At 65.9% G+C, this 13,250-nt stretch carries 15 protein-coding genes; 6 read left to right on the top strand and 9 right to left on the bottom strand.

What is annotated here, in order from left to right; all coding sequences use genetic code 11:
• The 4 genes from CH283_RS01020 to CH283_RS01000 form a co-directional block, all read right to left on the bottom strand.
• On the bottom strand, nt 1–1,137 hold the full coding sequence (locus CH283_RS01020; protein ID WP_094640954.1) for a glycoside hydrolase family 76 protein: 1,137 nt from the start codon (nt 1,135–1,137) through the stop codon (nt 1–3).
• Nucleotides 1,138–1,223: 86 nt separating this feature from the next.
• A complete protein-coding gene (locus CH283_RS01015) occupies nt 1,224–1,904 on the bottom strand; it encodes a TrmH family RNA methyltransferase (RefSeq protein ID WP_094640953.1) in 681 nt (226 codons plus the stop codon).
• Complete coding sequence (locus CH283_RS01010; protein WP_176460420.1) at nt 1,901–2,506, bottom strand: DUF6636 domain-containing protein; 606 nt, start codon at nt 2,504–2,506, stop codon at nt 1,901–1,903. Before CH283_RS01010 ends, CH283_RS01015 begins: the two co-directional genes overlap by 4 nt.
• Nucleotides 2,507–2,644: 138 nt before the next feature.
• Entirely contained in the window at nt 2,645–3,433 is a 789-nt protein-coding gene (locus tag CH283_RS01000; RefSeq protein ID WP_068053942.1) for an SDR family oxidoreductase, read from the bottom strand.
• An 89-nt stretch (nt 3,434–3,522) separates the two neighbouring features.
• Between CH283_RS01000 and CH283_RS00995 the strand changes: the two genes are divergently transcribed.
• The gene (locus CH283_RS00995; RefSeq protein ID WP_094640950.1) at nt 3,523–3,975 is read left to right on the top strand and encodes a hypothetical protein; all 453 of its coding nucleotides are present in this window, start codon (nt 3,523–3,525) and stop codon (nt 3,973–3,975) included.
• Here CH283_RS00995 and CH283_RS00990 read toward each other — a convergent pair.
• Entirely contained in the window at nt 3,946–4,581 is a 636-nt protein-coding gene (locus CH283_RS00990; protein ID WP_094640949.1) for a lysoplasmalogenase family protein, read from the bottom strand. The two genes, CH283_RS00995 and CH283_RS00990, sit on opposite strands and share 30 nt — an antisense overlap.
• Nucleotides 4,582–4,713: 132 nt before the next feature.
• On the opposite strand from CH283_RS00990, the gene CH283_RS00985 reads away from it, so the two are divergent.
• The 5 genes from CH283_RS00985 (at nt 4,714) to CH283_RS00965 (ending at nt 9,770) form a co-directional block, all read left to right on the top strand.
• A complete protein-coding gene (locus CH283_RS00985) occupies nt 4,714–5,310 on the top strand; it encodes an Rv1733c family protein (RefSeq protein ID WP_094640948.1) in 597 nt (198 codons plus the stop codon).
• A 72-nt stretch (nt 5,311–5,382) separates the two neighbouring features.
• Entirely contained in the window at nt 5,383–5,844 is a 462-nt protein-coding gene (locus CH283_RS00980; RefSeq protein WP_068053883.1) for a MarR family winged helix-turn-helix transcriptional regulator, read from the top strand.
• Nucleotides 5,841–7,067, top strand: a complete 1,227-nt coding sequence (locus tag CH283_RS00975) for an MFS transporter (protein WP_068053880.1) — start codon at nt 5,841–5,843, stop codon at nt 7,065–7,067. The genes CH283_RS00980 and CH283_RS00975 overlap by 4 nt, the downstream gene beginning before the upstream one ends.
• A 275-nt stretch (nt 7,068–7,342) precedes the next feature.
• Complete coding sequence (locus CH283_RS00970; protein ID WP_094640947.1) at nt 7,343–9,175, top strand: hypothetical protein; 1,833 nt, start codon at nt 7,343–7,345, stop codon at nt 9,173–9,175.
• Nucleotides 9,162–9,770 carry a class F sortase gene (locus tag CH283_RS00965; RefSeq protein WP_068053874.1) on the top strand — a complete coding sequence of 203 codons (609 nt, stop codon included), beginning with the start codon at nt 9,162–9,164 and terminating at the stop codon, nt 9,768–9,770. The genes CH283_RS00970 and CH283_RS00965 overlap by 14 nt, the downstream gene beginning before the upstream one ends.
• A gap of 21 nt (nt 9,771–9,791) precedes the next feature.
• Here the strand turns inward: CH283_RS00965 and pyrE are convergent, their stop codons facing one another.
• From pyrE to CH283_RS00945, 4 genes are all read right to left on the bottom strand, one after another.
• On the bottom strand, nt 9,792–10,340 hold the full coding sequence (gene pyrE, locus CH283_RS00960; protein WP_068053867.1) for an orotate phosphoribosyltransferase: 549 nt from the start codon (nt 10,338–10,340) through the stop codon (nt 9,792–9,794).
• Between the two features lie 115 nt (nt 10,341–10,455).
• A complete protein-coding gene (locus tag CH283_RS00955; protein ID WP_231893984.1) occupies nt 10,456–11,040 on the bottom strand; it encodes a LemA family protein in 585 nt (194 codons plus the stop codon).
• 58 nt (nt 11,041–11,098) lie between these two features.
• The gene (locus tag CH283_RS00950; RefSeq protein ID WP_068053860.1) at nt 11,099–12,163 is read right to left on the bottom strand and encodes a hypothetical protein; all 1,065 of its coding nucleotides are present in this window, start codon (nt 12,161–12,163) and stop codon (nt 11,099–11,101) included.
• A gap of 85 nt (nt 12,164–12,248) precedes the next feature.
• Nucleotides 12,249–13,250 (bottom strand): DUF5666 domain-containing protein, encoded by a 1,002-nt coding sequence (locus CH283_RS00945; RefSeq protein ID WP_094640945.1) that lies wholly within the window; start codon nt 13,248–13,250, stop codon nt 12,249–12,251.

The following is a 13,250-nucleotide window of genomic DNA, read 5'->3' as shown; positions in this document are numbered from 1 at the left end:
TCAGAAACCTGCAGCTGCGACGCGGTATGCGGCTTCCATGAGCATCCATCCGCCCAGTTGGACCGACAGGTCTCGCTCGGGTACGTCGGACGGTCGGACCGTTCCTTCGGTGAAGCTGGCGATGTGCAGACCTTGTCCAGGGAATCGGGCTTCGCGGGTCCAGTCGGCTCCGAACAGCGGGTTGTCTTCCACTTCGAGGCGGTTCTCCCACGCTGCTTCGGCCGAGTTCAGCACGATCGCAGCTGCGAGTTCGCGAGCCCGGTCGTCGGCGTCGGAGTCCCCGGGCAGCTTCACCGCGACCATCGCCAGGTACCGCGCGAGGATCGGGTTGAACAGGCCGCCGTCTCCCCCACCGCCGCCGGTGATGACGAGGTTGCGGGTCAGGTGGTTGTCGACTGCGTCGACCAGAGCGTGGACTCGCTGCGCGTGCCTGGGTTCGCCGAGCCGAACTGCGAGTTCGGTCTCGAGGCCCAACGTGACGCCCTGGCAGTAGCTGTACACGGCGCGTTCCATCTCACCGGGTTTGCCGGCGTCGACGAGTGCGCGAGTGGAATGCATTCCGTCGAGAATCAGCCCCGTGCGCTCGTCCCTGAGGGTGTGGTCCATCCAGTCGGCCATCTCCTGGGCACGCCACAGCCGACCGGTGCGCGCCAACAAGATCGCGGCCGGACCGTTGGCGGGTGCGTTGTAGAAGTCGGACTTCTTGCGCCACGGAATGCCGCCGCCCTCGGCCGGAGCCCAGGCGTCGAACAATTCCATCTCGATCTGCTGGATGCCACCGCGATTGCCGACGAAGTGCTTCCGCTGCGCCCGTTCGAGCGCCAACCCGAGCCACGCCATGTCGTCGTAGTAGTTGTTGGTCCACCCGCTGACGTTGCGGGTTCGGTGCGCTCGGGTGATCTTGTTCAGTCGCCGACGGCGCTTGGGGGTGAGGTCGCGATCTGCGGCGTCGACCGCGCAGTCGAGCAGGTGGGCCTGCCACCAGTAGTGCCAGCGCAGGAACATCCGTTCCTTCCGGACCGGTGGCCAGGCGACGACTCCCAATGTCGTGCCCGGTAGCCCCCAGAGCCGACGCATGTGCCGCGCGACGACGGCCCCCTCCGCGGCGTCCGCACGCTGCGACCACAACTCCTGCATACCTGCAATCCTGCCACTACCGTTGCAGATTCGTTACATCCCGCCCCGGAAACCGCCCCGAAACCGTTCCGGAACCCGCTGTGGTGTCACCACGCAGTATCGATGTCGGCATGCCGCCGAATCCACGAGTGCATGGCAATTCCCGCGGCAACCCCGGCATTGATACTGCGGGTGGAACCGAACTGGGCGATCGATACTGTCATCGACGCCGATGCGCGGGCAGTGTCGGTGACGCCCGGTCCCTCTTGTCCGAAGAGCAGCAGGCAGTCGCGCGGCAACTCCGCCGTCTCGATCGGTACCGACCCCGGGGTGTTGTCGACGGCCACGACGACGAGGCCTTGCTCCGCGGCGAACGCCATCAGCGCTTCCACCGTGTCGTGGTGGTGGATGTGCTGGTAGCGGTCGGTGACCATGGCACCGCGGCGGTTCCACCGACGTCGCCCGACAATGTGCACCGCCTGGGCGGCGAAGGCGTTCGCAGTGCGCACCACCGTCCCGATGTTGGCGTCGTTGGTGAAGTTCTCGATGGCGACGTGCAGCGAATGCCGTCGGGTGTCGATATCGGCGACGATGGCCTCGCGCCGCCAGTAGCGGTAGGCGTCGACGACGTTGCGGCGGTCACCGTCTGCGAGCAGTTCCGGGTCCAACCGTGGGTCGTCGGGTGGTGGTTCGGCGTGGGTGTCGGACCACGGTCCGACGCCGTTGGGGTTCTCGCCCCACTCGGTGGGGCCGGCGTCGTCCGACGGAGGAGTGCTGTCGCTGCTCAATAGATTTCGTTGCTGTCCGGTGCTATGCGGAATCCGTGTCCGGTCGCATCGTCGACGCACGAGATGCCGTTCTCGGCGGACGTGCAGGTGAATCCGTTCTCGGCGATGGTCGCCCCGACCGCGAGCGGTGGATCGATCGTTTCCCCACCCGAGGTGTAGACCACGCCGCCGGAGCACATGAAGGCAGCCGGCCCTTGATTGGTGACTCGAATACCGTTGCCCCAGTTGATCATGCAGTCCTCCGGACGCGGCGGCACCGGAGTGGTGGTGCCCTGACACCCGGCCTCGGTGCGGTTCGACAGCGGCACGATTCCGCACTGGAACAGACCGTCGGGGGAACTGAAGTAGAACGCGCCGCCGATGGCGGCGTACGTCGTCTGCGGTTCTGCGGTGGGCGGCGGCTCGACCGGAGGCGGGGGCGGCGGGAGCGCTTCTTCCGTCGTCGTCACCGGTGCAGGAGTGGTGGTTGCCGTTGTCGTCGTCGGCGCGAGAGTGGTGGTCGACGGCTGCGGCGGAGGCTGGGCAGCGGACTCACTGCTGCAACCGGCGAGAACGAGCGCCGCGGCCCCGATTCCCACCGACAAGGCTCGTAACCGACCCATTCGCCTTGCCCTGCTCGAACGCAACCTACTCGAACCCCACGTACTCAGCATGAAGAAACCCCGACCCACCTTTCGACACCGATTGCTCGAAAGACCGACGATACCGGCGTCAGGGCCGGCATCGTTCGGCGACGAGTTCTAGGTGTGGCTCAGGCGCCGGTTGACCTCGCGGGTGAGCCACGCGGGCGAGAAGCGCGAGCCGAGCGAGAGCGCCTTGGACGGCAAGCCGACCGGGAAATGCACCTTGTGCAACCGGCGCTTGACGGGACGGGTCGCGTCGAAGATCGCGTCGGACACGTCTTTGACGGTGAGCCGGACACCCAACGAACTCGTGGTGCCCGTCGACACGCCCTGGGTCATCGCAGTCTGGACGAACAGCGGCCACATGGCCTTGACGGAGATGTCGTACTTGCTCCACTCGAGATCCAACGCCTCGGTGATGCCGCGTACCGCGAACTTGGTTGCGCCGTACGTCACCAACTCGGGCTGACCGTAGATGGCCGACGCCGAACACAGGTTGACGACCTGCGCGCCTGCCGTGTCCTTGAGGTACGGGAAAGCCGCGAGGGTGCCGTAGACGACCCCGTTGACGTTGATGTCGATCTGACGGCGGTGCACCGAAAGCGGCATGTCCTCGAAAGCGCCCGCGGCGAGGATTCCGGCGTTGTTGATCAGAATGTCGAGTCGACCGTCGCCCTCGGAGACGAACTCCTTCAACCGGGTTTCCCACTGGTCGGAGTTGGTTACATCCAAGATGCCGGTGACCACACGGCCGCTGAGCGAGGCAGCTTCCTTGCCGAGCGATGCCAAGCCGGTCTCGTCGATGTCGTAGGCACCGACGAGGTAGCCACTGGCGGCGAACTTGAGGGCCGTCGCGCGGCCGATACCGGCAGCTGCGCCTGAGATGAAGACAGTTGGTCGAGTCACATCGATCACCGTACATGTAACCCTACTTACCGGTAACCCCCTATCGTCGAATATCCAACGGCCGCTTTCGGCGGCGTAGGAGCACCGAAGTGAACAACGCGAGAATCGTGCGATCCGTCGTCGTCGTGACGATCGGCTACGCCCTTGTGCTGGCGATCTGGATCGGTTGGTTGAGGGACCGCACCCCACCGGGAACGCTTCCGTATCAGTTGGCAGCCCTGGTCGCCGGATTCGGCGCAGTTCTCGGACTGGCCATGCTGATCGCCGGACGCCCCACACGTGAGCAGAAGGAACTGATCGAACACGGCGTGGAGGGGTGGGCGACGGTCGATGCCATCCGCCGGATCGACGACGACACCGCCGAGTTGGATCTCGAATTCACCGTGCCGGGCTCGGGCAGCTACTTCGGCAAGATCGTCTACGACATCCCACGTTCGGACAGCTCACGATTCGAGCCGGGCACCGTCATCGCCGTTCGCGTCGACCCTGCCCACCGCGAGCGGGTACTGCTTCTACCTCGAAGCCAGGGCCTCGACGAGTAGGACCTGCGCCGCCACATAGGTCGAGAGGATGACCGCTTCCGCGGCGCGCCGCCGACGGTCCTCGGTCAGAAAGAGCCGTCTGAACACGATCAGCGCGTCGGAGACGGTGAACAGAAGACCGCCGATGATCAGCCTGCGATCGCCGCCGCGCGAGACCGAACGCGCAGACAGGGTCGACGTGGTCGCGAGCACCGCACCGTAGCCGGCCAGGGTCGACGCCACCGCGGGCTGCCGCCTGGCCAGAAGCGTCGATGCGACTGCCCATCCGGCGTATCGCGGAGCGGCGTCGAGCAGCGTCGGACGCGCACCCCGACGGAGCAGCAGATACGTATAACTGCCCTGCATCACCGCGAACGCACGCGCGCCCCATTCCAGAGCGGAATCGTCGTCGGGGTCGATCAACAGAACATCGCCGACCGTGGCCGCCGCAAGACCCGCCAGGAGCACCCGATCTCGCGCCGGATCGAGCCCGCTCGCCAGCGCCGGGACGATCAGAGGCTTGGCCATACGCTGCACGGGCATCGACCCCGCCGCCGCACCGACCACGGTCACCGCACCCGCCACCAGCGCGGCTGCACGAGCCCGCCGAACCCGACCGACAACCATCGCAGACCTCCACCGACAATCTCGTCACAGCGCAAGTCACATGTGACGCTGACCCCTATCGCTTGATACTCGCAGGTCGCGTCGCCATCGTGGAGAGGTCGGTCGGATCATATCGAGGTAGTGGGGACCATCATGCGCCGCAAACTCACCGGGCAGGACAGTTCGGGACGATCCGCCTTCGCCGGCAATCCCAACCCTTTGCTCCGCGACTGCGACGTTCGTCAGGCGCGCATCAAGCGCTGGGTGACCACACTGCTGATACTCATGGTTCCGGTGTCGCTGTGGATCGGTGCCACCGCCCACTCCGACCAACAGCAGCGACTCGAAGACCAGAAGAATTCGATTCACCAGGTCACCGCGACCACGACGGCCGTTGCGGAATCCGTGCCCGCCGTATCCACCGAGCTCGGCGCATCCGGCGCAGCCGCAACTGCCGTCGACTCACGCTGGGTCTACCGAGGCGTCGAGCACACCGGACGCGTCAGCGTCGACACCGGATCGCCTGCCGGGACCACCACGCAGATCTGGGTCGACAACAGCGGCGATCTGAGTATGCGCCCCCTGACCTCGTCGGATGTCGTCGCCGCATCCATTTTCAACGCCATCGGCAGCTGGGTGCTCGTGGCATCCGTTCTCATCGGCGCCTACCAACTGATGCGCTTCCGCTACGACGGTCGACGGGACGCCGAGTGGGACCGCGAGATCGCCGATCTGCTGCGGCGACACTGATCCGAGCTCGTCCATCTCCCTGGGCTCGAGCGCGCTTTGCGATAGATAGTTAGTGTATGTAACAATAAATCGGTGAGTCACTCAGACGAAGACATCCGAGATCTCCTCTCGCAGCTGGTCACCAGCTCATCGCGCTTCGTCCGATTGGCCGCACGGTTCGGCAGCGACGAATGGCCGAGGGCGTGGATGCGGGCCCTGTCGTTGCTCGAGGAGTACCAGCCCCTGCGCATCAGCACCTTCGCAGAGCTGGACCGCTGTTCCCAACCCTCGGCAACGGCGCTGCTCGCCAAGTTGAGCAACGCCGATCTCGTCACCAGGCGACCCGACCCCGACGATTCGCGTGCCGTTCTCATCGAGATGACCGAGGCCGGCCACCGATGGCTCGCCGAAGGTCGACGCCACCTCGTCGACGGACTTCTGCCGTACCTGTCCGACCGCGACCCAGAACAGATCCAGAAACTGACCGACGGCTTGAGCGAGCTTCGCAGCATCCTCGAGCCCGTCGATCACGAAACGAGAGGAACTCTTTCGTGACCACCAGCACCTCAACCGACAGCCTGCTGAAGCAACCTCGCGCAGTATGGGCAGTTGCATTCGCCAGCGTCATCGCCTTCATGGGTATCGGTCTCGTGGACCCCATCCTCAAGCCCATCGGTGAACAGCTCGACGCCTCGCCGTCGCAGGTGTCACTGCTGTTCACCAGCTACATGCTCGTCACCGGCATCGCGATGCTGATCACCGGAGTGGTGTCGAGTCGCTTCGGCCCCAAGCGCACGCTGCTGGTGGGACTGGCGATCATCGTCGTCTTCGCAGCCTTGGCAGGCACGTCCGGATCGGTCGGCGAGATCATCGGATTCCGCGCAGGCTGGGGGCTGGGCAACGCCCTGTTCATCGCGACGGCGCTGTCGACCATCGTCGGTGCCGCATCGGGAGGTGTCGCTCGCGCGATCATCCTCTACGAGGCAGCACTCGGTATCGGTATCGCGACCGGCCCTCTCGTCGGTGGAGTTCTCGGCGGGTTCAGCTGGCGCGGACCGTTCTTCGGCGTCGCCGCACTGATGGCCGTCGCGTTCATCCTTCTCATCGTCATGCTCCCGGACACCCCGAAGCCCGCCCGCACCACGTCGATCCTCGATCCGTTTCGCGCGCTTCGTCACCGCGGTCTGCTCACTGTCGGCATCACCGCGCTGCTCTACAATTACGGATTCTTCACCCTTCTCGCCTACACCCCCTTCCCGTTGGACATGGGCACCTACTCCATCGGCTTCATCTTCTTCGGCTGGGGCCTGTGCCTGGCCGTGGCGTCGGTGTTCATCGCGCCGAAGCTGCAGCGGGCCTTCGGAACGCTGAACATGATGATGCTCGCGCTGCTGCTGTTCGCCGTCGACCTGGCCGTCATGGCGATGTTCACCGAGAACAAAATCGTCCTCATCGTGGGAACCGTCGTGGCCGGGTTGTTCCTCGGCGTCAACAACACGCTGATCACCGAGACCGTGATGATCTCGGCACCGGTCGAGCGTTCGACGGCATCGGCGGCCTACAGTTTCGTTCGCTTCACCGGCGGGGCCGCGGCTCCCTACCTGGCCGGCAAACTCGGCGAGTCGAACATGCACGTCCCGTTCTGGGTGGGTGCCGCCTGCACTGCTCTGGCCATCGTCGTGTTGGCAACCGGCCGGAAGGTGCTCGCTCACGTCGACGATCACGAACCCGCACCTCACAGCATCGACGAGGCCCGTGCGGTGACGGTCGGCGACTGAAATACGTTCGCCCGACGGGGTTTTCGCGGCGGTCGAGATGTACGCATCTCGACCGCCGTTTCATGTCGCAAATCTCTCTCGTCACATACGTCCCATCAGTAACACTTTCATAACCAATTCTCAGGTAAAGCCCTGAACGGTTCCCGAGACCGGCCGGTTGGTTTACGGTCACGTCAACACGGTTGTTCGTGTGACTCACCAACTACACCCGTTCCGCGTGGGAGGGCGGGTGCGTGCAGCACGATGCTGCCACTGACCGAAGGGCCACAATCTCCATGTCGCAGAAGTCGATCGCCAGGTCCAAGAAGGCGCGCCTCGCCGCTGCCGGGGCCGCCATGGCACTGTCCCTCTCCATCGCCGCACCGGGAATTGCCAGTGCGCAGGAGCAGACACCCGAAAGCTCCTCCGTCGAACAGCCCGCCACCGAAGAAGGCACCGAATCCGGCGCTCCCACCGCGGAAGAGGGCGCAACCGTCGAAGGATCGGCCACCGTCGACGGGCAGATCGAAGCGACTGCTCCGGCCGTCACCCCTGAAGACGCCGCAGCTGCCGCCGCAGCGGCAGTGCCGGCCCCCGAGGTCCCGTCGGCCATCCGCCCACTGCCGCAGGTGACCGGTGGCGTCGTCTTCAACGACGACGGCACCGCGACGGTCAACCTGGACATCATCCCGCAGCTGTCCGACGCCGAGAAGCAGGCGATCGCCGACGCCGAGGCCGAGAGCAAGGCAGCGGTGGAAGCCACCACTGCCGCCCAGGTGCGGCTCGAGACCGCCAAGGCCGCCGAGGCCACCGCGAGCACCGACGCCACCAAGGCAGAGGTTGCCGCCGCCGAGGCCGACGTCAAGGCCAAGACGGCCGCCGCAGAGGCCAAGGCCGCTGTGGTCGCCAGCACGGCCGCCAGTGCTGCGGTCACCGCAGCCAAGAACGACGCTGCCGAGCTGAAGACCACCGCCGACGAGGCCAACGCTGCAGCGGACCAGGCCGCAGCCGACGCGACCGCAGCCGAGGAGCTTGCCGTCCAGCTCGAGGCCGCAGCGGTATCGGGCGATCCCGAGGCCACCGCAGAAGCCGAGGCAGCTCGCGCCGATGCGAACGCCAAGGCCGAACTGGCAGCAAGCGCCAAGGTCGAGGCAGATGCGTCGACCAAGGCCGTCGAGGATTCCGTCGCGGCACTGCAGGAGTCGTTCAAGAGTCTCAACCTCGCCAAGATCGCTGCGGCCACCAGGGCCGCAGCCGCGACCGCAGCGAAGTCGCTGGCACTGCACGTCGAAGCGCAGACGGCCGCTGCCGTGGCCGCGATGGCCGAGCAGAACGCTTTGAACCTCGAAGCTGCAGCCGAGGCCGCAGCAGGTGAGGAAACCGAATCCGAGAAGGCCGCAGCCGACGCCCGGACGGCAGCCGATGCTGCCAAGGCCGACGCCGAAGCCAAGGCCGACGCGGCCACCGCAGCTCAGGCTGCACTCGACGCCGCGCCGTCGGACGCCGATATCGCCGAGTTGGAGGCCGCGGCCGCCGACGCCGCACAGGCGGTGACCGATGCCAACGCAGCCGCCACGGCCGCCGACGCGGATCTGCAGCTCAAGACCGAGGCAGCCGCAGCAGCCAAGACCAAGGCCACCGAGGCCGCGACCGCGCTGAAGACCGCACAGGACGAAGCGACGGCAGCAAAGGCCAACTCCGACGAGAAGGCCAAAGCCGAAGCCGATCTGAAGGCCGCAGCCGCCGAATTGGCTGCCAGCGGACCGAAGTTCGAGTGGACGATCAATCTCGGAAACACCGTCCGCGAGGACGTTCCGGTCACCGAGGTCGACGAGAACACCGTCGTCGTCGACAAGACCGGAGTCTCCCTGGTGGGCGTCAAGAACGAGGACGGTTCGTTCACGGTCGCGGACTACTTCACCACCGACGAGAACGGTGTCGTCAGTGTTGCCGGCGATCTGCCGCCGGTCGATCTCGCTCTCGGCGACTCCTCCGACGAGGCGTCGGGCGCATCGGACAGCTCGTCGAACACCCCGGTGATTCTCGCCGGAGTCGGCGTGGTCGTCGTCGCGGCTGCAGGCGGAGCGTTCTACCTGCGTCGCCGCAGCTCCACCGATGCCACCTCGTAGTACCCGCTGGTTGTGGACGGCGACCCTGACCTTCGTTCTGCTCGTATCAGGTTGTGCGAGTGACGAAGTCGGTGTCGCCGCGCCGGATCGCTCGCCGGTGCAGTCACAGATCTCCGTGGCGGCACCGGCGAGCGATGTCGCTCCCGCTCAGCCGGAACACATCGAACTCAGGTCCTCGGACGGCACGACCTATCTGAGCAGCCCCATCCATCCCGATCCGCTCTACCGCGGCGGCGACAGTGGCCAGGTACTCAACCCGGTCGACGAGCTACCTGCATGGTGGGCCGAGAGCGGCATGCCGGGAACCTCCACCGAACAAACGGTAGTGGTTGCCGGACACAACTATTCGAAGCGTGATGCGCCGTTCAAGGCGCTGCGCGTGGTGATGCCCGGCGACACCGTCGCGTTGCGCACCGCGAGCGGCACTCTGGAATACGCGGTCGAATCGGTCGGACCCCTACCGAAGGGGTCGCTGTTGGCCGACAACGAACTCCGACGCTCGGTGCCCGGACGATTGATCCTGGCGAACTGCGACGTCCAAGGCGGCGAACCCACCGACGACAACTTCGTCGTCGTCGCGCAACTGGTTCGCTGACAAGCCCTTTCGGGACCGGGATTACAGGCCGAGGTCAGCCAAGCCGAGCAGGGATCGATACTCGAGTCCCTCGGCGGCGATGACCTCGTCCGCCCCGGTCGCCCGGTCGACCACCGTGGCCACTCCGACGACCGTCGCGCCTGCGTCTCGCAGAGCCTGCACGGCAGTGAGCGGAGAATTTCCGGTCGTCGTCGTATCCTCCACCACCAGAACACGTTTGCCGACGATGTCCGGACCTTCGATCTGACGCTGCATGCCGTGCGCCTTCGCTGCCTTGCGCACCACGAACGCGTCGATCGGCCGTCCCTGGGCGTGCATGATCGACATCGCCACCGGATCTGCGCCCATCGTCAAGCCGCCGACCGAGACGAAATCCCAATCGGCAACCAGATCACGCATCAGCGAACCGATCAACGCACCTGCCCGGTGATGCAGGGTCGCGCGACGCAGATCCACGTAGTAGTCGGCTTCCTTGCCCGACGACAACGTGACCTTCCCATGCACGACGGCAAGCTCTTTCACCAAATCGGCCAGTTCCTGCCGGTCCGAATTCGCGGCACTCTCGGCCATGTTCGGATTCCTCTCGTCGCACCACGGATCTTCGATAGGTCGGTACGAACTTACCCACCGACTCACGCGACCGCTCCCGGCGGCTCCGATGCTGGATCTCGAGCCGTTCCTGCCACTAGGCAGCGATGTGGGCCGACTGCTGTTCGTCGAGCAATTCCTTGGTCTCCACGAACGGTTCCGGTGCGGTCAACGAGCGAGACCTGGCGACGAGCGAGGACGGGAACGTGCCGACCGCCTGCGACAACCGGTACGCGTTGTCGTTGTACACGCGCACCGCGCCTGCGATACGACGCTCGGTGACGTTCAGTTCTCCGGCCGGACCCTGAAAAGCCCAATTGCCCAACGCATTCTGACGCGCATCGGCGTCGGCGAGCACAGCATGAAACGCGGCGGACAACGCATTCTCGGCAGCGGCCTGCGCCTGCAGACCCAGGCTGCGATCGCGCACGGCCTTGGACCACGACCGTGCACCGCCGAGCTGACGCAACAGATCACCGGACAGCCCGGTGGCCTCCGCGGCCGCGAGGAACGGGCCCAGCTGCTCGTGACGCCGATCCAGTTCGACCTCGACCAGTCGCAGACTCTGCTCCGTCTGCTCGCTGTACCGACCGAGTCGACGCAGCGCGATCAGCACGTAACCGACCACGACAACCGCGACCAGGACCACCACTGCCACGACAACACCCGAGGAAACCGTCACGAGGTACGAATTTAGCCGCGTAAGCGCACCTGCGCCTGTAAACACGCCCGAACTTTCGTCAGGGCTGGTTGCGTCGGCGCTCCGAGTCGAAAGGAATCGGACGCGACGCAGGCGGACGCGGCACCGGACGCGACGGATTCGCCGAACGCGCAGCCTGCGGACCGGCCGCATCGGGCCGCGGCGGACGCGGCCTACGTCCGGGTTCCTGCGGACGCGGCTCGGAAGTACGAGGATCTCGGGTACGGGGCTCCGGGGTACGGGGCTCCTGGGTACGGGGCTCGGCTATCCGAGGAGGCCGAATCCGAGGCTCGGGTGTCTTGGGCGCAGGCGTTCTCGGCTCGGCAACACGTGGCTCCGGGCTTCGCACCGCCTGGATTCGGGGTTCCGCCACCCGAGGCTGGGGATCGTGCGGCACGTCCGCTTGCTGATTATGTGGCTCATGGACCAGTGGCCTACCCGGATCGCTTCGATCGCGGCCGGGATCGCCGGGGCGAGCGCCGTAGACGGCACTTCCGCGAACCGGGGGCAGCACGTGCAACATGCCCGACAGTCGTGCGACCGCGTCGATCGCGGCATCCCAATCGCGACCCGAACTGTTCAGCGGCAGGGACCCCAGCGTCCAGTCCTTCTCGCTCCACAGCAACTGCAGATTCGCCGGAATGGACTCGGTGAACGCGGCCATCCGCTGGTCGCAGACACGGCGAGCGATATCGACGTCGGTGGCGAACACCACGCGCGGCCCGATGGAACCGAGCAGTTCCATGTCCTCATCGCGCGGCGGCGGCGTCGAGCGGGGCCGCAGGTCGATGTCGACATCGGAACCGACCGAACGCTGCACGGCCACGATTGTGCCCGTCTCCTCGACGTCGAAGAGAACGAACTCCTCACCGCGCCGAACACCGGTCACCACTCCCAGAGCCACGTCGAACTCGGGCTTGGACAGAGCAGCGCGAGAGAACCGAGTGACCAGTTCTCGATCGTGCGGTCGATACTCGTACCCCTGCGCCTTGGCCCACATCTGCCGGACACGTCCGGACCGATCTCGCTTGGACCTGTCGATGTAGAGCAGCGCCACTGCACCCATCAGTGCAATTGCCGCAAGGCCGAACCACATTGCCGTCATCGCGAACCACCTTAATCGACATCCACACCTTCATCGCCCACCACCGCCGGGTCCTGTGAACGGTCCCTACGACTGCTCGGGTTGCTTATCCACCCAGACTGGGCGTTTCGATGATGACGTTCGCGCGAATCGTTCCGTCCTCGACGGCCTCGCCCTGCACCACGACGAAAGCACCGACCGTCAGCGACGCCAGATCGCTACCGGACAACGAGATTATCTGGGTCTGGGGTGTGGTCTGCACCGTCACCGGAGCGCCGTCGAGTCCGTCGAGCGTCAGAGTCGAACCGTCGTTGGCGCTGATCGTTCCCACCGACGATCCCAGCTGACCGAGAATCTCGGGAATTCCTCCCGGGATCAGCTCGGGCGTGGTGGCGGTGCCCGATTCGGTGGGCTGCGGCGTGCTCGTGGGTGCACTCGAGGTGGGCGGTCGGATCGACGTCGACGGCGCAGAAGCGGTGGTCGACTCGTCTGATCCCCCGCTCAGGAAGGAAATCCCGAACACCACGACGATGGCGAGTACGACGAGTCCGATCAGCGCCAGAACCCACGGTCGTGGCCCCTTGCTGCCGGAATCGGCGGCGTTCGGATCATCGCCGGGAGGCGGAGCGCCGTACTCCGGCGGCTGCCCGAACTGCTGGGTGTGGCCGAATTGCTGAGTGTTGCCGTACTGCTGTGGCTGGCCGTACTGCGCAGTCTCGTACCCCGGGGCCTGGCCGTATCCCGGACCGTACTGCGGTGCCTGACCGTACTGCTGGGTCTGGCCGTAGGCCTGATTCGCCGCCGCCTGCTGCTCGGGGTCGTACGGCGGAAATGCCTGCGTGGGCTGATACCCCGGCGGATAGGCCTGGGGATCGGGGTTCTGCTGGGCCGGATTCTGCCGAGTCGGATCCTGATAGGCCGGGTTCTGGTACGCCGGGTTCTGGTACGCCTGGGTCGGATATGCCTCGGTGGGGTGAGCGCCGTCGGGATACTGCTGGGCTCCGGGGTACGGCCGACCGTAGTCCTGGGTCGGCTCGGATGGCTCCGCCTGGGGTGCTGCGTCCTGATCGCGCTCCCGAGGTGACCGTGGGTCGTCCGGATTCGTCAT

The organism is Rhodococcus sp. 05-2254-2 (genome assembly GCF_002259095.1).
GTDB lineage: Bacteria > Actinomycetota > Actinomycetes > Mycobacteriales > Mycobacteriaceae > Rhodococcoides.
The sequence above is the reverse complement of the archived record's forward strand: the minus strand, read 5'-3'. Positions and strand labels throughout refer to the sequence as shown.